Here is a 19,186-nt window from a genome sequence, read left to right as displayed (position 1 = left end):
TTGGCTGATGTTGCTCGCTTGGACTCAGCTGGACAGGAGGTAGCCACAGCGATTCAGCTTGCTGCCGTTTTGGGCCTGTTTTTTTGCCAGGCACGACCGACGACCTAGGGGGACGGATGCTGCCGGTGCTGAGTGTGACACTGCGTGTCAGGTCAAGTATGAGCTAGTACGAATGATTGTTAGGCTGATAGCGCGACATGCTTGTATTTGACAACGATATTATCGCCAATTGACAAATTAATCGCCTGGTTGTGCAAGACCAGTTCGTAAACAGAGCGGCCATCTTCTACAAACAGCGGTGAGTCAGCGATAGTCAACGGAAACCCTGGAGGTTGCGACAAGATGATCTTTTTCATTCGACTTACCTTATTTCCCAAAGGTTAAAGAGAACACGTGCCCGTCACTTTTACAAGTCAGCTTGCTTGTCATTCCATTCTCCTTGAATGCGAACTGTGTGTAGCGCGGTTTGAATTCTTGGTCGCGAATGCCGAATCCACGAATCGTTTCGTCAAATATCAGGTAAGGACCTTCGTGACCGTGGACATTGTTCTTGAATGTCACCTCCATTGATCCCGAACTACCACCTATTTTTTGGAAGAGACAGGTCACTGGTGAGTGTATATGTAGATCACGGCGCAGGCCAAGGACGGCCATGCAAGTTTGAACAGCGTGGATTGAATCGGTACTCACGATTTTCCTTTCCGATGCGAGGGATGTAGTGCAACCACGTGTTTCTGCGCCAAGGAAGACGCATACCGAAGGCCACCCTATCACGGATTCTCAACTTTCAACAAATGCTGGATCTGGGAAGTGGTCCAGCGGGGTAGTTTTCATTACGCCTGAGCACGAAGGAATGTGAACGTTATCGTATAGCCAACGCTAGCCGAGAGCCAGCGCCAAGAAGTGACGACACCGCGGCTTATTGGCTTTCGAGGTGAATGGCAGTCTAGGAACGTCAATAAGCATATGATCGCAATACAACTCCAAGACCTGAGCCATTCGCTAGGGGAGTCAGAGACAAACAGCCGAAATTCTAAACAGACTGCCAGCGGCACGGTCTTCGTCAATCTGGAAGATGAGACCGGGACGTTACCGTCATTGGCTGGTCAACACTTGTTGAGAAACACCGCCAGGAGCTGATGGGTGCGCGGCTGCTTGGTGTGCGTCCCATGAACGAATCGCGCGTGGAGATCCAGCGCCTGCGCGCCACGACCTCGCTACAAGATTTTTTATACATGCCGATAATGTGAGAAAATTTACAACAGGAAACCAAATCATTTTCTCTTGAGGCAGGATATGGACCGAACCAAACGATTACTTGCAAAAGGATATTTTCCGTCCCAGCTTCCGCCGTGCTTCACTACCAAAGACCTTGGGGATCACCACCAAGACCTATACGACGAGTGGTTCAAGCTTCAGCCAGAGCCAAAACAGGGGGCGAAGATACCGAAAGCTCCGAGTAGCAAGCCTGAGCTATTCAGTGTCGCCAGGGTCGGGCATAAACGACGTGTCACAAGCCTAACCAACCCTATTGCTCAGACATTCTTAGCGAAACATATCTCCGAAAATTGGGGCGCGATTGTAACCCATTATAGGCAATCCCTCTTAAGCTCCAGTCATCCCCGTTTCCTGCCTAAAGGGGAACGAGGAATCACGATCCCGTCCATGCAACTCCTATATGAACGGAAAGTTCTCCGTGCGGCAGGATACAGATATATGCTGAGGACCGACATATCAAGGTTTTTTCCAACAATATATACACACTCAGTCCCTTGGGCCGTCCACGGCAAAGCCATCTCTAAAAAAAATAGAAAATATATAAAAAAATATTTTGGAAATATTTTGGATCTGTCTTTGAGGCAATGCCAAGAAGAGCAAACCTTTGGACTTCCCATTGGACCAGATACCTCTCACATCATCGCAGAGTTAATTGCTACGTCGGTTGATGTAGAGATGAAGAAGCGTCTGAAGTACATGCCCGCAGGTTTTCGATATGTCGATGATTACTTCATGTTTTTTGCGACCGCAGCCGAAGCTGATGCTGCCTTGGCAGCGTTAATAAGAGCGCTAAAGGAATTCGAACTTCAGATTAACTTCGAAAAAACTTTGACCTGTGCGGTGATTGAGATTTCCGACGACTACTGGACGCACCAGTTACGCAGTTTTGAAATTGCACAAGGCGGAAGAAAGCAAGTTTCAGATATTCACCACTTCTTTGAGTTGTCCAAAGAACTGGCAAAACGAAATTCTGACGAGAGTGTTATGGCGTATGCGCTAAAGAAGGCTTCTTCGGTTTTGATCAAAAAGGAAAACTGGAAGCATTTTGAAGCACATCTTTGTCAAGTTGCTTTAGCTTATCCGAACACACTCCAAATTTTTGCACGGATTGTTTCGACCTACGCCGGAGCAGGTTACAAAATTAGTTTCACGAAGATTGCAAGAGCGCTAAATGCAGTGATCGAAGATCACTGCCAATTAGGACACCATAGCGAGGTTGTCTGGGCATTGTGGATCTGTAAGGAACTAGACATCGCGATTTCGGATTCAAATATTGAACGAATCTCAGATATGCATAGCTCCGTTTGTGCATTAATCCTTTTGGATTTGCACCAACAAGGGAAATTGAGTAAAGCTCCGAAAATAACATATTGGAAACACGCCGAAAGTGTAGACGCATTGTACGGTGATTTATGGCTTCTTTCATACGAGGCAGGTGTACGATCGTGGGGAGGGTTCAAGGATACCCATGTTTCAGGAAACAATTACTTCTCACTCATGCATGCGCGAGCAATCAGATTTTATGACGAGAATGCGAAAACGCCTCCAATTTTTCATATCAAAAAAGATGTACTTGCTGATCGTAATTTGGAAGACGAAAATGAAATTTACGATCTAGATGATGTGGACGACCTAATAGAATTCGACGACTATGAAGTCGGCTACGGGGCGGGAATGATCATTGACGATTTTGAGGATCTTGATGCTCAAAAAAAGGATGCACAACAACATCAGTTGCCCCTTGATGACGATGAAGATGAAATTCCATTTGACTAAAATGTAGAGGAATTTGTGCATATTTCAAAACTTACGCTTGTCAATTACCGTAACTTTCAAAGGTCAATATTCCGCTTTTCAAAGGGAATTAACACAATTATTGGTGAAAACGGATCGGGAAAGTCGAACGTATTGCGAGCAATAAGATTATTGCTGGATGACAGTATGGTACGAGCTTCGTATAGGTTAAACGAAGAGGATTTCAATCGAGGTCTTACCTCATGGCAGGGACATTGGATCATAATCAGTATCGAGTTTGAGGACATCAGCTCTGACGAAGCAATTCAAGCTCTCTTTGTTCATGGAACAGGCATCGGAAGCACGTCGGGAACTGTCACGAAGGCGACCTACAATCTCATCTTCCGGCCAAATAAGCAAGTCAGGATGAATCTAGCAGGCGTGGACGATTATGATGTAACTGCGATGAGTGAAATTCTAAGTAAAATAACAATTAACGACTATGAGACGATATTCACCGGAAAAAGCAATGTCGATTTTTCGGATCCTGAAGTTTACAAGCGTATAGTCGGTGATCTTGATCACGCACATTTCAACTCCAATGTTGAATTTCCTGAAATTGGCTCTCGAATCCCTGGGACTCTTTCGGTTGCCAGGGAAGTTTCATTTACGTTCATTCAGGCGTTGCGTGATGTGGTATCGGAATTCCACAATAATCGAACGAATCCGCTGTTGACGCTCCTGAAGAGCAAGAGCGGTCAAATTGACCACGTGCAGTTTCAGCCGATAGTTGAGCGAGCGCGGCAACTCAACAAAGAAATTGAGGGACTTCAAGACGTACAAAAAGTCCGATCGGACATTGTAGAGACCATACATGGGGCCGCTGGACAAACCTACTCTCCCGCGTTGATGGCGATTCGTTCTGAACTCCCCGACGAAGCGGACTTGCTGTTCCAATCCCTGAAGCTATTCGTCGGTGAGTTCGACTCCAAACACGAAGGAAGCATTCAGGAACTGAGCCTGGGCGGTGCGAATCTGATCTTTTTGACCTTAAAGCTTCTGGAATTCAAATACCAACACGAACGTCAAGCACTCGCGAACTTCCTACTTATTGAGGAGCCAGAGGCCCATTTGCATACCCATGTACAGAAGACGCTTTTCGATCGCATTAGCTATTCGGAGGCGCAGATAATTTACTCTACGCATTCCACGCACATATCTGAAGTAAGCAACATTGAGAATGTTAATATTTTGGGGAGAACTGGAACGGCATGTGAAGCGTACCAGCCAGCATCAGGGTTAGATCCTGATCAGATCGGGAGCGTCCAGCGCTATCTTGATGCGGTGCGTAGTAACTTGCTGTTTGCCAAGAGCGTGCTGTTAGTGGAGGGAGATGCCGAAGAAATTCTGATTCCGCTGATGGTAAAGAAGGTACTCGGCGTCAGTCTAGATGAGCTAGGAATCAGCTTAGTGAACATCGGCAGCACAGGGTTTGATAACGTCTCGGTTTTATTTCATCAAGACAGGATTCGCCGCCGTTGCGCGATCATCACTGACCAAGACACAGCGTTCATGGCTACGCTTCCTGCGCCGGGAGATGATGCAGCGACCATTGAATATAAGGCGAAACTATATCGCGCTCAGCAAGTCGGAGCGGTACGAAAACTTAAGCTCGACAGCCAAGCAGCCGCGAATCCATGGGTAAAACCGTTCTACGCATTTAATACGTTTGAGGTTGACTTCATCGCATCCGGGAATGGCGCAAAGGTTGTGGCATTAGTCGGGGCGGTATATAGCCAGCCCGTGACAGTTGCCCAAGCGACCGCAGAACTTAACTCTGGGGTTCTAGCTCAGTATGGGCGGCGAGTGCTTACGATGGCAAATTACGAAGGAAAGGGGTGGTTTGCTCTGCTTCTTGGGAAACAGATTGATCCGAGAACGATTATCCCTCCGTACATCAGGCAGGCAATCGTATTCGCCCACGGTCAGTTCTCGACCGAGCTGGTCTTCAACATTCTGAAGCACCGGATAACGGTGAACACCCCCGTAGGACTACCTGCGTCACCCGCACTGTATGCGCTTTGGCAGAGACTCCTCCAGTTCCGAGAGGGCGCTATTGATTTCAATTCGATTCGAGCCGACGCAGCAGCGGCATTACCGGGCGATCAAATCCTGCCATTTCTTGGTGATATTCCATGACGTTCACATGGACTGAAAAGGAACTCAATGATGAGCAATCAGCGGCTGTACGGGAACAGGACAGCGTGTTTCTCATTGCGTGCCCTGGGAGCGGAAAAACCAGAACGCTCACTTACAAGATCGCTTACGAACTCTCGCGCCTAACCAACCAGAGGCAGTTTGTCACTGCGCTCACGTATACCCACCGGGCGGCTGACGAAATTCATGAGCGTATCAACGATCTTGGTGTTGACACCTCTCAGCTTTGGATAGGAACGATCCACTCATTTTGCCTTGAGTGGATCTTGCGGCCATATGCAATCTATGAGCCATCCCTAGCCCACGGATACCGAATCATTGATAGCTATGAGCAAGAGAAACTTCTCGAAGAACTTTGTCGTACTCAGCGAGGCATAACGTATTGGGACTGTGAATATTATTTCATTGACGAAGGTTACGTACTAGGATGTCGAGATCAGAATAAGCATCAGCGGCTACACGCGATATTCGAGATGTATTTCAAACGCCTCGCTGAGAATCGGCAGATTGATTTTGAGTTGATTCTTTATTATTCTTCGCGGCTAATCAAAAGCCTCCCACACATTGCTACAGTTCTGGCCAACATCTTTCCGTGGCTACTGATCGACGAATACCAAGACACTAAGCGTATTCAATATTCGATTGTCGCCGCGATAGCACGAGCCGGACACGAGCGTACAAAGCTATTCGTTGTCGGCGATCCGAATCAGGCGATCTTCGGATCATTGGGCGGCTTTGCAATGCCGGTGGCTGAGTTACGCGGCCTCAGCGGAATCCAACTGAACGAACGGGCATTAACGGGCAACTATCGATCTACTGACAGGCTGATTCAGTATTTTTCCAATTTCACGGTTCAGGCTACTCAAATCCGAGGCGCAGGAGAGGGCCGGACATTCCCCAGCATAATCAGCTACAACTCATCTCTACACCGCGATCAGTTGGAAACCGAGTTGGTGAGACTCATTCGGCTTAGCCTTGCTCAAGGCGTACTTCCTCATCAGATTTGCATATTGGCTCCTTGGTGGATCCTTTTAGCAGGTGTTACAAGACGCCTTGCTGGGGCCTTACCTGATCTTCAGTTCGACGGACCTGGCATGGTGCCGTTTAGCAGAGATCAAGACAATTTCTGGTTCCGGCTCTCTAGGATTGCTTTAACTGAAGCGTCTCCGACACAATACGTTCGGCGGATGCGTTGGGCCTCCGAGATTATAGGAGATCTAAATAGCCAAAATCTGAATAAGCAGGAGCTATCTGCAAAATTCTTACTCCGAGAAAGTAATTCTATTGTACTGGACGAAACTGATGGCTTGTCCTATCTAAAAGCTTACTTCGCCACGCTCATGGATCGGTTAGGGATAAGTTGGCAGTCTCACGCTCTGCTAGTAGAACACTATCGAGCATTTTTCGATAGCGCAGAAGCGCGGATTGAGCGCCTGACAAGAGAGGGCGGCGCATACATGGGCGGGATCGAGTTTTTCCGTAAAGTCTTCCAGCATCGGAGCGGAATAACCGTCAACACGATCCATGGTGTTAAGGGCGCAGAATTTGACGTGGTGATCGCATTTGGATTGTTGCAAGGTATGGTTCCTCATTTTACTGAAGAGGAAGACATTGACGGCGGTCTAAGTAGTGCAAAAAAACTGATCTATGTCATTGGTTCCAGGGCACGAAAACACCTTTATTTAATTTCGGAACAAATGCGTATGCAGCCAAGAGGGCGAGGACCATATCCAGCCACGCAAGTGTTAGGTAATTGTGTTTTTGGCTACGATTAGCAAGGTCGTTCGTGCGAAAGCAAAAAATCGCACACATTGTTCATAATTCCGACTGGTCCATAACGTTCGAGCGTGAAATTTCTTGCATCTCGCGGTAAATATTTTGATCTATATAGTAATTAACAGATAATGCATTTGAAATTGTAGTTGGGTTAACTTGTTCACCTGTCGCCATTATTTTTTTCAGTGTCCAAACCATTCTCCTGATAGAAAAACTGTCCCGAGATGTCTGGAATATCGAAATTAATTCCGGGGTTCTTTTGACGATCGCGCTAACTGTTTCATGCGATAACCCTACTTTTTGAGCAATCCGGCGCGCATCAATCTTGCGAGGCGGCCCCTGTTCGGTCAGAAATTCCTTTGCAGCGCTAAGAACCAATTTTGCGCGTTCATCAAAGACTGTGCTGGGATCTTCAAACTCACTAGGACGCGTTGCAATTTGAAAAAGTTCTAGAAGCTTCTCCCGCCATTGTTCGTCGCGAAATCCACCCTTTTGTGGCAGTCATTGACCTGGGATCGTGGCAAAGAACTTTCAGATCGTGTCCTCTTCACGGTCGAGTCCGGGGTGAAGGTACTCTTCGCCGATCCGCGTAGCCCAAGACAGCGCGGCACAAACGAAAACACGAATGGCCTATTGCGGCAGTACTTCCCAAAGGGTACAGACTTGTCTCGGTGGAACGCTCGAGAAATCCAGGCGGTTGCCAATGCACTGAATTCGAGACCTCGGAAAACGCTTGGTTGGAAGACCTCAGCAGAAGTACTGGACGAATACATTCCGTGCTCGGGATGTAGCTGCTGATAGCCGACCAAGCTTCGACGCATTTGTGTCAAACTTTATTATTGCAAGAATCTAGGCACCAGTGTGAAAGTCGTCCTTTGTGTCAAACTTTATTTCGCTCGTCGGTACGAAGCTAAAAGGATAAGTCATTGATTTTTAATGGACCGTTGTGTCAGACTTTATTATTCGTCGACATCTTCTTCAAGGGGGCGGGGCGGTGCTAGAACGGTACTGCTCCACCCACTTCACCGACTGCGCTATGCCGCCAAACGGAAAGAAATGCAGGCTGACCTTGCCATGTGCTTCTGTCAGCCCGGCGGTCAGGCGATCAACAAACACATCCGGCCCTGCCGTGCCGAACAGCTTGCCGATGGAAACCCCGTACTTGGATAACATCGAGGCGCAAGCGCCCACGCCGCACATTGCAGCATAGCGCGCCAGCACCGCGATGCTCGCGGGGCCTGGCACGCCCACGCGCACGGGATGGTTGATGCCACGCGCGCGCAGCGCTTGCAACCACGTCAACACGATGTCGGCATCAAAGGCGAATTGCGTGACGATCAAGGGCGTCATGCCGCGCTTCTCGATGCTGTGACACTTGCGTTCAAGCACCTCCCACTGTTCAGCCGTGTTCATCACCGGATGGCCTTCCGGGTGGCCGCCCACGCCGATCACCTTCATGCCCGCGCGCTCGAAAACGCCGGTGTCGATCAGCGAGGCACTGTCGGAAAACGGCCCCATCGGGGTGGACGGATCGCCAGCGATGATGACGCAGCGCTCGACGCCGGCTTCAGCGACCGCGCGCTGGATGAATGACTCCAAGCCAGCGAGCGAGACGATACGGCGCGCAGACAAGTGCGGCATGGGCTCAAAGCCGAGCTTGCGCACGGCGCGCGCCGCAGCCAGCCGCGCGTCGTCGTCCTCGCGTGCCAGGTAGGGGATGGCAATCGTGGACCCAGGCAATATCCGGGGCGCCGCCGCGCTCAACGCAGCAATGTCCTTCGTACTGGCTTCCAGGGAATAGGCATCAGTGATGTTGCCAGCGGGCCAGGGCTGAGCGGGATGCATCAAGGGGCCGACCATAGCTTCACTACGCATGAGCGCTGGCAGGCTGGCGCGCCAGTGCGATGAAGGCCTTCACGTAGTCGATGGCGGTGTCCGTCTCGCGTGCGCCCAGGAAAATCTGCTTGGCGATGCCGCGCGGGCCCAGCCGTACAGGCACCACGTCCATCTTGGCCGCGTATTCCTCGACCAGCCAGCGCGGCAGGGCGGCCACGCCGCGGCCGCTGGCCACCATCTGCAGCATGATGTCGGTCGTTTCGATGGCCTTGTGGCGCTTGGGCGTGACACCGGCCGGCAAGAGGAACTGGTTGTAGATATCCAGGCGCTCGATGTCGACGGGGTAGCTGATCAGTACTTCCTGGGTCAGTTGCTGCGGTTTTACATAGGTCGCCGACGCCAGGGCATGGCCCTTGGCCACGACCAGCACCTGCTCGTAGTCGAACACGGGTTCGAATGTCAGCCCCGGCTTGTACAGCGGGTCGGGCGTGACCAGCAGGTCGATCTCGTAGCCGAACAGCGCGCCGATGCCGCCGAACTGGAACTTTTGCTTGACGTCCACATCCACGTCGGGCCAGGTGGCCAGATAGGGAGACACCACTTTCAGCAGCCACTGGTAGCAAGGGTGGCATTCCATGCCGATGCGCAACGCACCGCGCTCGCCTTGCGCGAACTGGCCCAGGCGCTCTTCAGCCAGGTCCAGTTGCGGCAGCACCCGGTTCGCCACCGCCAGCAGATACTGGCCGGCCTGCGTCAGGCGCAGGTTGCGCCCTTCGCGCAGCCAGACGTCGGTGCCCAGCTGCTGCTCCAGCTTCTTCATGCTGTGGCTCAGGGCCGACTGGGTCAGGTGCAGCACGCCTGCGGCGGCCGTCAGCGAGCCTTGTTTTTCGACCTGCTGGACGATGCTGAGGTGGATGCGTTCAAGCATTGAAATGAGCCATATTCATGGATGTATGAAATAAGACCATTATACTTCATCGATTCCCCCCGCTATCATCCATCTCCTTGTCGTTGGCATTCTTCGCCCTCGCGCATCACTCCCTATGAAAGCAAACATGACACGTCCACTTCGCTTAGTCGCGGTTTCCGGCGGGCTGCAGCGCCCTTCCAAGGCGGCAGCCCTGGCCGAGTACCTGATGGACCTGATCGCCGATGAAGTGCTGTGCGAGCAACACCTGGTCGAGCTGGGCCAGCTCGCACCGCAGCTGGCCGGCGCGACCTGGCGCTCCCACCTGCCCGAGACGGTGGAGCGGGAACTTGCGGCGGTCGAGCAAGCCGACATTGTGGTGGTGGCAACGCCTGTCTTCCGTGGTTCCTACACGGGACTGTTCAAGCACTTCTTCGACTTCATTGACCAGGACGCCTTGATCGACAAGCCGATCTTGCTGGCGGCCACCGGCGGCAGCGAGCGCCATGCCCTGATGATTGACCACCAGTTGCGGCCGCTGTTCAGCTTCTTCCAGGCACGCACATTGCCGCTGGGCGTCTACGCGACCGACAAGGATTTCCTCGGCTACCGTCTGCAGGACGAGGCCCTGATCCAGCGGGCCGCGCTGGCCGTCCAACGGGCATTGCCCTTGGTCGGCTTGACGCGCCATGCGAGACATGCCGCCGCTGAAGCGCTGGTCGCGGCCTGATACGCATCACCACGGTCAATCAACATATTCACCTTTTCGCAGACATCAGGACAGATCACCATGAGCAAAGATTTTGTATTCAGCATCAAGAGCATTGTTTTCGATGAAAACTATCACCCATCGGACAGCACGCGCTTGACGACCAACTTTGCCAATCTGGCCAGGGGCGAGCGTCGCCAGGAGAACTTGCGCAACACCCTGAAAATGATCGACAGCCGCTTCAACAATCTGGCGCACTGGGACAACCCGAAGGCGGACCGCTACTCGGTAGAACTTGAAATCATTTCCGTCGCGTTGAATATCGATGCCGAAGGCGACAATATCCCATTGATCGAGATATTGAAGCCGAACATCATCGACAAAAAAACCAATGAGCGCATCGATGGCATCGCCGGCAATAACTTCTCTTCGTACGTGCGCGATTACGACTTCAGCGTGCTGCTGCCGGAGCACAACAATAATCAATCCACATTCAGCACGCCAGAGAACTTCGGCGATTTTCATGGCAGGCTGTTCAAGCACTTTGTCGGATCGACTACTTACAAGCAGCATTTCAAGAAGCTGCCGGTGATCTGCCTCAGCGCTTCGAGCAGCAAGACCTATCAGCGCACTGAAAACCAGCACCCCATCCTGGGCGTCGAGTATCAACAAAATGAGTTCTCGTCGACGGATACATATTTCGAAAAAATGGGGATGCAGGTGCGCTATTTCATGCCGCCAAACAGTTCCGCGCCGCTGGCCTTCTACTTTATCGGCGACCTGCTGGGTGATTACAGCAATCTTGAGCTGATCGGCACCATCAGCACGATGGAAACATTCCAAAAGATTTACCGGCCCGAGATTTACAACGCCAATTCCGCGGCAGGGAAGTTGTATCAGCCTAGCCTGAAGAACCAGGATTACTCACTGACACAGATTGTCTATGACCGGGAAGAGCGCAGCCAGCTGGCAGTCAAGCAGGGCAAATATACGGAAGAGCACTTCATCAAGCCATACAAGCATGTTCTTGAACAATGGTCTGCGAACTACGCTCTCTGATTAATCACAATACACGACATCAATCATCATGAAAAAATTATTGCCTACTTCCACCGCCGGCAGCTTGCCCAAACCTTCCTGGCTGGCGCAGCCTGAAAAACTGTGGTCGCCGTGGAAATTGCAGGATGAGGAATTAATCGAGGGCAAACAGGACGCCTTGCTTTTGTCACTGCAAGAACAGCAGCTGGCAGGCATCGATATCGTCAGTGACGGCGAGCAAACCCGCAAGCATTTCGTCACCACGTTCATCGAGCATCTGAGCGGCGTGGATTTCGACAAACGCGAGACCGTCAGGATTCGTGACCGCTACGATGCGAGCGTGCCGACCGTCGTTGGCGCGGTGAGCCGCCCGAAGCCGGTGTTTGTGGAAGACGCCAAGTTTTTACGTCAGCAAACCAAGCAGCCGATCAAATGGGCGCTGCCAGGCCCGATGACGATGATCGATACGCTGTATGACAGCCACTACAAGAGCCGCGAAAAACTGGCCTGGGAATTTGCCAAGATCCTCAATCAGGAAGCCCGTGAATTGGAGGCGGCCGGCGTCGACATCATCCAGTTTGACGAACCCGCATTCAATGTCTTCTTTGATGAGGTCAATGACTGGGGTATCGCCACCCTGGAACGGGCGATCGAAGGACTCAAATGCGAAACGGCCGTCCATATTTGCTACGGCTACGGCATCAAGGCCAATACGGACTGGAAAAACACGCTGGGCTCCGAGTGGCGCCAATATGAAGAGTCTTTCCCCAAGCTGCAGCAATCGAATATCGACATCATCTCGCTCGAATGCCACAACTCGCGTGTGCCCATCGACCTGATTGAACTCATTCGCGGCAAAAAAGTGATGGTCGGTGCCATCGACGTGGCCAGCAACACCATTGAAACCCCGAAGCAAGTGGCCGACACCCTGCGCAACGCGCTGCGCTTTGTCGATGCCGACAAACTCTACCCGAGCACCAACTGTGGCATGGCGCCCTTGTCGCGTCAGGTAGCACGCGGCAAGTTGAATGCGCTCAGCGCTGGTGCGCAAATCATCCGGGGAGAACTTTCCTAATCGGCTGGTGACGTTACACCTGCGCCTAAGCCAGGCGCAGCAGCATTGTCCGCAAGCGCTCCGCCATCCGTGCCCGCAAGGCCGCGTTCAGCAGCGGCGCCACCTGCGCAAAAGCGTTCGCGATGCGCACCAGCAGGGCATCGATATACTCCTCCGCCTGCCCGCGTGTGGCGAAGCCAAAACGGGTCACATCGCGCAGCATGGCGTCGCGCGTGATGTCGCGGCGGCCGGCGCTCACTTGCATGACCAGTGATTGCGGCTCGTCTTGCGTATCCGGTACGACATCGAAGGCGGGCGAGAGGCGCCAGCGTTGCTCTTCCAGATGGAACAGCACGGCGTGGTTGCGCGGATGGTCGTCGTTGTTGCCGACGACGCCGTTGAAGACCATGCGGCCAAACAGTTCGATGCCGTCTTCTGCCGGTGCGCCGATGCGCCGCAGTTCTTCGGCCAGGCGGGGGTAGCTGGCGCCATCGCTGTCAGCCACTTCCACCGGTGGATATTGCACTTGCAGCAGCGAGGCGGCGCTGACGGTCATGATGCGCCGCGCGCCGCGCCGGTCGTAGCGCAGGATGCGCACCACGCTGCGCTCGGCCGTCAATGCATGGTGGCGCGTGTCGGCGAAACGCAGGCCGGCCGCCCTGCCCCATTGCATGGTCGCGTGTTCCAGCAGCGCCAGGTCGACCGTATCGGTCATCAGGCCCGGCTTCACCAGCCAATAGTCTTCGCCGTCCTGCACCGTGGCCTTGGGGCGCGCGCCGCCCATGCTGGGGGTGGCGAACAGGCGCTTGCGCAAGGGCGCATTGAGTGGCGGCCGGCTTTCCGCGATGGCCAACAGTTCCTGCACCAGCGCGTCAAGCTGATGCAGCCTGGGGCTGGCCAGCTTGGCAATGTTCGGTTTGGGCGTGTCGCCCACGGCCAGCGCACCCCAGCGGTCGCCGTTGCCGGACAGGCGCAAGAACTGGATCGCCGTGGCTTTTTCGCCCAGCTGGTGTTCGCGGCGTATCAGCATCTGTCCCCAGGAATCCGGACTGGCGTCGCGCAGCACGTCATGCAGGCCGCCATAGCGGCGCGCCAGGTGTTCCATGCCGGGAATGAAGGGCAGATTGACGGGATCGATGGCCCAGGACAAGCCTGCATCGGCATAGCTGGGCGCGTACCGAAAGCTGCCGATGCCGGTGCGTGCATTGAGCACATAGCGACCAGCCACCACCCATTCGCCGTTGTCGGGCCGCTGCAGATAGACAAACAGGGGACGGCTAGAAGTAGCCATCGTCGTGCTCGTTTACGGCGGGGCGGCTGCGGATGTTGGCGCTGTCCATTTGCCACAGCGCCGCGTCCGGTTCCGGCGCCGTGATGGCAAGGATGCCGAGCACGTGGAAGGCGGCCAGGAACAGACCCACGTTGACGGATGCCTCGCCCCGTTCCATGCGTTGCAGGGTGGGGTGCGAAATGTCGAGGCGGGCGCACAGGTCGCGTGCCGTGATGTTTTGCTGCACCCGCTGCTTGCGCACGCACTGGCCCCATATCCTGAGCCGCTCGTTGACGAGCGTCGGCATGGCATCTTCCGGGCGGGCACGTTTTGTCATAATCAGGAAGTGAACATGGAAGTGAACATATTTTTTATATTGTAGTCCTTAATTGCAAGCATATGTACGCAACAGTTGAGCTAGCAGTTGAGCTTTAAGGTAAACATAAAATTGAATTTAATACGACTAAATTCAATCTTATGTTCATGGTACACGCCGGCGCGCTATTTTAAAATTCCTCCCACTGCGCCGGTGCGCTGGCGCGTTGCGGCGCCGCTGTCACGGCCACGCGCATTGCCGTGCCGGTCGCTGGCCGCGCGGCAGATGTTGGCACGGTCGTCGCAGCCACGCCGCCCAGTTTAAATACGCTCACCACCTGCGCCAGGGTCGCCGCCTGCTCCTGCATGGCAGCGGCCGCGGCGGCCGATTCTTCCACCAGGGCCGCATTTTGCTGGGTGACGTTGTCCATCTCGCTGATGGCCTGGTTGATTTGCTCGATACCGGCCGTCTGTTCCGCGCTGGCCGAGGTGATGTCTTCCATGATGTCGGTCACGCGGCGCACGCTGTCGACCAGGTCGGTCATGGTGTCGCCGGCTTGATGCACGAGCTCGCTGCCGGCCGCCACGCTCCGGGTCGAGTCGTCGATCAGGGTCTTGATTTCCTTGGCGGCCGCTGCCGAGCGATGCGCCAGGCTGCGCACTTCCGTGGCCACGACGGCAAAGCCGCGTCCCTGTTCGCCTGCGCGCGCCGCTTCCACGGCCGCGTTCAAGGCCAGAATGTTGGTCTGGAAGGCGATGCCGTCGATGACGCCGATGATGTCGGCGATCTTGCTCGACGAGGCGTCGATTTGCCGCATGGTCGCCACCACTTGGGCGATGACGGCGCCGCCGCGCTGCGCCACGCCGGAGGCCGTGTCGGCCAGCACATGCGCCTGGCGTGCATTGTCGGCATTCTGCTTGACGGTCGAGGTCAGCTCTTCCATGGATGACGCCGTCTCTTCCAGCGAGCTGGCTTGCTGCTCCGTGCGCGCAGACAGGTCCAGGCTGCCCGCCGCCACTTCGGACGAGGCCGAGGCGATCGTTTCCGTGCCGGCGCGCACCGTGCCCACCGTGTGCGCCAGGCTGTCGTTCATGCGCTTGAGCGCCTGCAACAGTTGCCCCATTTCATCGCGCGACTGCACGGTGATCTGGCTGCGCAGATCGCCTGCGGCCACCGTGTTGGCCACCTGCAGCGCCGTGGCGACGGGACCGGTGATCGAGCGCGTGATGCCATACGCCAAGGCCGCCGCGATGGCCAAGGCCGCCAGCGACATGCCGATCAGCAAGGTGCGCGTGTTGGCATACGTGGTATTGGCGTTGTCGCCCGCCGTGGTAGCCAGGGTGTTTTGCAAGCTGATCTGTTCAGCGATCAATTGCTTGTAGACCAGCAAGACGGGACGCAGCTGGCCGTACAGGTAGGCGCTGCTGTCGTCCGGCGTGCCGCTCCTGATCAGTTCAAGCAAGGCTTCCTGCCCTTGCGCGTAGCGTGTGTTGGCGTCGTTCATCTTCGCCAGCAACGCGCGTTCACGGTCGGAATCGAGCATGCCCGCGAGCTTGCCGAGATTGCCGGCCGCCGCCTGGCGCGCGGCCAGGATGGCGTCCGTTTGCTTGCGCTGGTCGGCCGGATCGGCGCTGAGCATCATGTTGCGCAGGGCAATGGCGATGTCGTTGATGTTGGCCGAGACGCTGTTGGCGAGCTCGATCTTCGGCATGCTGTCATGCACGATATGGCCGGTGCCCTGGTTGATCTTGCCCAGCATGGCAATGCCCAGGCAGGAGATGATGATCAGCATGGCGCCGATGGCGCCAAAGCCCACTGCGAGGCGTGTGCCGATGGTCAGGTTGGATAAAAACTTCATGGCGGTCTCAATACGGAGGGAATGGTGAAAAGGTCGGCGGCGTGCAGATGGCTGCCGCGCCGCCAAGCGGACGACGATCCTAGACCTTTTTGAATCATATTTCCATAGGGCAATATGCCTAGTTTCCCTCCGGGGCACACGCCGGTTCCGCTTATCCTGCGGCTTGGCGGTGTTTTCAGCTATATTGGCAGGCACCTGCCGGGCGGCACGCCTTGACCGGCGCCGCCGCCAATCCGGCCGTTTTTCTCATTTTCAGCCATAGGTCCGCATGACTTCTTTCCGTCTCCGTTTCTTTCCCTTCCTGCTGGCGTTGTTGCTGGCCTGCTCGCTGGCTCCCCCGCCCGCCTGGTCGCAACCCGTCGATGACGCCGCCACGGCCGACCAGCGCCTCGATGGCTTGCGCAAGCAGATCACCGGCATCCAGAAGGCGCTCGACGGCGAGGCGGAGCTCGATGACGCGACCCTGTCGCAGATGCGCGCCGATGCGCTGGCGGCCAGCGCCGAGGCGGACAAGGTGGCCGATGCGCTCGCACCCACGCTCACCAGCGTGCAGGCGCGGCTGGCCGAGCTGGGCAAGCCGGCGGCGGGCACGAAAGATGCGCCCGACGTGGCGGCGCAGCGCAGCCAGCTGGACCGCACCAGCAGCGCCCTCGATGCGCAGGTCAAACTGGCGCGTTTGCTGGCCGTGGAAGCGACGCAGGCGTCGGAGCAGGTGTCGACGGTGCGCCGTGCGCAGTTGCAGGCGCGCCTGGGCGAACGCACGGCGTCGATACTCGCCGGCTCGTTCTGGAAACAGTTGCATGCCGAATTGCCGCAGAACCTGCAGCGCCTGCGGGCGCTGGAGCTGGAGTTGGCGAACGCGGCAAGCGCCACGCCGTGGTCGGCCTGGGGCGGCTTGCTGGCCGCCATCGTGGCCGTGATCGGCGCCAGCATCTGGATTTCGCGCTATTTGCTGGTGGTGACGTCCACGCGCGTGCCGCACGGCCGCTTGCGCCGCTCCCTGCATGCGCTGGCCGTGCTGGTGCTGGCGCTGGCCACGCCGGGCCTGGTGGCGGAATTGCTGGCCATGGGGCTGCGCTGGGAGGGCGGCCTGTCCGAAAAGACCTCGACTTTCCTCAGCAGCTTGATCGGCATCATCTGTTTTGCCGGCTTTACGGCCGGGCTCGGCCACGCGCTGCTGTCGCCGCGCCGCGTCTCGTGGCGTTTGCTGCCCTTGCCCGATGCGCTGGCGCACCGCATGCGCAATTTTCCATCGATGTTTTCCTTCATCGTCGTGCTCGTGTGGGCGACGGAAAGAGTCACCATCGTCATCAATGCGGGCCTGTCGACGGCCGTGGCCGTCAACTGCATCGTCGCCCTCGTGATGAGCACGACCATCGCCTACGGCCTGATGCGCGCCGAGCGCTGCTGGCGCCAGTTGCGCGAGGCCGATCCCGCCAATCTGATCACGCCGTTGTGGCTGCGCTGCGTCACGGTGCTGCTGTGGCTGGCGCTGGCGTCGAGCGTCATCAGCTTGCTGATCGGCTATGTGGCCTTTGGCAGCTTTGTTGCCAAGCAAATCGCCTGGGTCATCGTCGTGCTGTGCAGCACGTATTTGCTGACGGTGCTGGTTGACGACATCTGCATGCTGCTGGCCTCCACGCCGCCACCGCCGGACGCGGCCCATCCCGTGCTGGCCACGCCCAAGGCGCGCGACCAGGCGGCCGTGCTGCTGTCGGGCATCGGCCGCGCCATCGTCGTGCTGCTGGCCCTGATGCTGCTGCTGGCGCCGTTCGGCGAAGGTCCCGGCGAGCTGTTCCAGCGCGTCGGCAAGCTGCAGGATGGCCTGGCCATCGGCGAGGTGGCGATCCGCCCGGCCGCCATGATCCAGGCCCTGCTGGTGCTGCTCGTCGGCTTTGTCGCGCTGGGCTTGTTCAAGCGCTGGCTGCAAAACAGTTATTTGCCGACCACCAATCTCGACACGGGCATGCAAGTGTCCTTCATCACCCTGTTCGGCTATATCGGCGGCGTGCTGGCCGTGGCGCTGGCCCTGTCGGCGGCCGGCATTGGCCTCGAACGCATCGCGTGGGTGGCGTCGGCCTTGTCGGTGGGTATCGGTTTTGGCTTGCAGGCGGTGGTGCAGAACTTCGTTTCCGGCTTGATCCTGCTGGCCGAGCGTCCCGTCAAAGTGGGCGACTGGGTGTCGCTCGGTGGAGTGGAAGGCGACATTCGCCGCATCAATGTGCGCGCCACGGAAATTCAGCTGGGCGACCGTTCGACGGTGATCGTGCCGAACTCGGAATTCATCACCAAGACGGTGCGCAACGTGACCCTGGCCAATCCGCTGGGCCTGGTGCAAGTCAAGCTGCCGCTGCCGCTGGGCACGGATGCGCAGGTGGCGCGCGCGCTGATCCTGTCCGTCTTTGTCGACAATCCCGACGTGCTCGACACGCCGGCGCCGAATGTGCAGCTCGACGGCATCGACAATGGCCTGTTGCTGTTCAACGCCACCGGCTTTGCCTCGTCGCCGCGCCTGACGTCGGGCATTCGCAGCGCGCTGCTGTTCGAACTGCTCAAGCGTCTGGACGATGCGCACATCGCCATTGCCAAGCCCAGCACGATGGTGCTGAGCACTGTGCCGGCGCAGCCCGAGGCGCCGGCCATGTCAGCCGTTGCACCGGCGCCGGCACCGGGGCCGCCGCTGACGAGCTGATCAGCGGATAGTCGACCACAGCAGGGCCGCCAGGTACAGGCCGATGCCGAACGCCGTGTGGGCCATCAGGCTGCGCAGGCGGGCGGCGTTTGGGTGCGGCGTCTTGCTGGCGGCCAGGCCGGCGCCCATGCCCGGCTGCAAGATGCAAAATGGCGCGGCCACGCTCACCAGGCCCGCCAGCAGGGCCGGCGCGAACGTCGGCTGCTGCACCCACGTCTGTCCCACCAGCGCCAGCAGCACGGCCGCAAACAGCACGCCGATCAGGTAATGAGCCGTCCAGCCCAGGACGGCTTCATCGCGCACGGGCGCCGCCTGGGCAATATTTGTGTGCGTCATGGTGCCGCGCGGCAGATGGCCAAGCCAGCGCCCCACCATCGCAAAGTTCAGCGAGGGGATGCACCAGTAGCGTTTCAAGGCTACCGCCCACACATCCATCACCGCCGTCGCGCCCACGCCGATCGCCAGCGCATCGAGCCAGAGTATTTGCATTGCTGCTCCTAA

At 56.3% G+C, this 19,186-nt stretch carries 15 protein-coding genes and 1 pseudogene; 8 read left to right on the top strand and 8 right to left on the bottom strand.

Annotation, left to right across the window (positions count from 1 at the left end; all coding sequences use genetic code 11):
• Positions 1-179 precede the first annotated feature (179 nt).
• Both FG13_RS30490 and FG13_RS30155 read right to left on the bottom strand, forming a co-directional pair.
• The gene (locus FG13_RS30490; protein WP_161784192.1) at positions 180-356 is read right to left on the bottom strand and encodes a hypothetical protein; all 177 of its coding nucleotides are present in this window, start codon (positions 354-356) and stop codon (positions 180-182) included.
• 10 nt (positions 357-366) lie between these two features.
• Positions 367-690 carry a hypothetical protein gene (locus FG13_RS30155; protein WP_152598806.1) on the bottom strand — a complete coding sequence of 108 codons (324 nt, stop codon included), beginning with the start codon at positions 688-690 and terminating at the stop codon, positions 367-369.
• A gap of 606 nt (positions 691-1,296) precedes the next feature.
• On the opposite strand from FG13_RS30155, the gene FG13_RS19000 reads away from it, so the two are divergent.
• The 4 genes and pseudogenes from FG13_RS19000 to FG13_RS29575 all read left to right on the top strand — a co-directional run.
• Complete coding sequence (locus FG13_RS19000; protein ID WP_081922640.1) at positions 1,297-3,054, top strand: RNA-directed DNA polymerase; 1,758 nt, start codon at positions 1,297-1,299, stop codon at positions 3,052-3,054.
• A gap of 15 nt (positions 3,055-3,069) precedes the next feature.
• On the top strand, positions 3,070-5,211 hold the full coding sequence (locus FG13_RS18995) for an AAA family ATPase (RefSeq protein WP_035823388.1): 2,142 nt from the start codon (positions 3,070-3,072) through the stop codon (positions 5,209-5,211).
• Positions 5,208-7,004 carry a UvrD-helicase domain-containing protein gene (locus FG13_RS18990; protein WP_035823386.1) on the top strand — a complete coding sequence of 599 codons (1,797 nt, stop codon included), beginning with the start codon at positions 5,208-5,210 and terminating at the stop codon, positions 7,002-7,004. The genes FG13_RS18995 and FG13_RS18990 overlap by 4 nt, the downstream gene beginning before the upstream one ends.
• A gap of 493 nt (positions 7,005-7,497) precedes the next feature.
• Positions 7,498-7,803: pseudogene (locus FG13_RS29575) on the top strand (IS30 family transposase); the annotation flags it as partial.
• 180 nt (positions 7,804-7,983) lie between these two features.
• Here FG13_RS29575 and FG13_RS18985 read toward each other — a convergent pair.
• Both FG13_RS18985 and FG13_RS18980 read right to left on the bottom strand, forming a co-directional pair.
• A complete protein-coding gene (locus FG13_RS18985) occupies positions 7,984-8,850 on the bottom strand; it encodes a methylenetetrahydrofolate reductase (RefSeq protein WP_035828466.1) in 867 nt (288 codons plus the stop codon).
• A 22-nt stretch (positions 8,851-8,872) separates the two neighbouring features.
• Positions 8,873-9,769: a LysR family transcriptional regulator gene (locus FG13_RS18980; protein WP_035823384.1), complete on the bottom strand. Its 897-nt coding sequence runs from the start codon at positions 9,767-9,769 to the stop codon at positions 8,873-8,875.
• A 127-nt stretch (positions 9,770-9,896) separates the two neighbouring features.
• On the opposite strand from FG13_RS18980, the gene msuE reads away from it, so the two are divergent.
• Genes msuE through FG13_RS18965 form a run of 3 tightly spaced genes read left to right on the top strand, consistent with a single transcriptional unit; the run spans position 9,897 to position 12,570 of the window.
• On the top strand, positions 9,897-10,478 hold the full coding sequence (gene msuE / locus FG13_RS18975) for an FMN reductase (protein ID WP_035823382.1): 582 nt from the start codon (positions 9,897-9,899) through the stop codon (positions 10,476-10,478).
• Positions 10,479-10,538: 60 nt separating this feature from the next.
• On the top strand, positions 10,539-11,516 hold the full coding sequence (locus tag FG13_RS18970; RefSeq protein ID WP_035823380.1) for a DUF1852 domain-containing protein: 978 nt from the start codon (positions 10,539-10,541) through the stop codon (positions 11,514-11,516).
• Between the two features lie 28 nt (positions 11,517-11,544).
• Entirely contained in the window at positions 11,545-12,570 is a 1,026-nt protein-coding gene (locus tag FG13_RS18965; RefSeq protein ID WP_035823379.1) for a methionine synthase, read from the top strand.
• A 25-nt stretch (positions 12,571-12,595) separates the two neighbouring features.
• On the opposite strand, the gene FG13_RS18960 is transcribed toward FG13_RS18965, so the two are convergent.
• From FG13_RS18960 to FG13_RS18950, 3 genes are all read right to left on the bottom strand, one after another.
• Complete coding sequence (locus tag FG13_RS18960) at positions 12,596-13,840, bottom strand: type II toxin-antitoxin system HipA family toxin (RefSeq protein ID WP_035823377.1); 1,245 nt, start codon at positions 13,838-13,840, stop codon at positions 12,596-12,598.
• Positions 13,827-14,126 (bottom strand): helix-turn-helix domain-containing protein, encoded by a 300-nt coding sequence (locus FG13_RS18955; protein WP_035823375.1) that lies wholly within the window; start codon positions 14,124-14,126, stop codon positions 13,827-13,829. The genes FG13_RS18960 and FG13_RS18955 overlap by 14 nt, the downstream gene beginning before the upstream one ends.
• Before the next feature lie 199 nt (positions 14,127-14,325).
• Positions 14,326-15,993, bottom strand: a complete 1,668-nt coding sequence (locus tag FG13_RS18950) for a methyl-accepting chemotaxis protein (protein ID WP_035823373.1) — start codon at positions 15,991-15,993, stop codon at positions 14,326-14,328.
• Positions 15,994-16,261: 268 nt separating this feature from the next.
• Between FG13_RS18950 and FG13_RS18945 the strand changes: the two genes are divergently transcribed.
• The gene (locus FG13_RS18945) at positions 16,262-18,685 is read left to right on the top strand and encodes a DUF3772 domain-containing protein (protein ID WP_035823371.1); all 2,424 of its coding nucleotides are present in this window, start codon (positions 16,262-16,264) and stop codon (positions 18,683-18,685) included.
• On the opposite strand, the gene FG13_RS18940 is transcribed toward FG13_RS18945, so the two are convergent.
• Entirely contained in the window at positions 18,686-19,174 is a 489-nt protein-coding gene (locus FG13_RS18940) for a DUF2938 domain-containing protein (protein WP_200880295.1), read from the bottom strand.
• Positions 19,175-19,186: the final 12 nt, after the last annotated feature.

It is taken from the genome of Janthinobacterium sp. RA13, assembly GCF_000745325.1.
In the GTDB taxonomy this organism is placed as follows: domain Bacteria; phylum Pseudomonadota; class Gammaproteobacteria; order Burkholderiales; family Burkholderiaceae_D; genus Janthinobacterium; species Janthinobacterium rivuli.
This window is presented reverse-complemented; position numbering and strand designations above follow the sequence as displayed.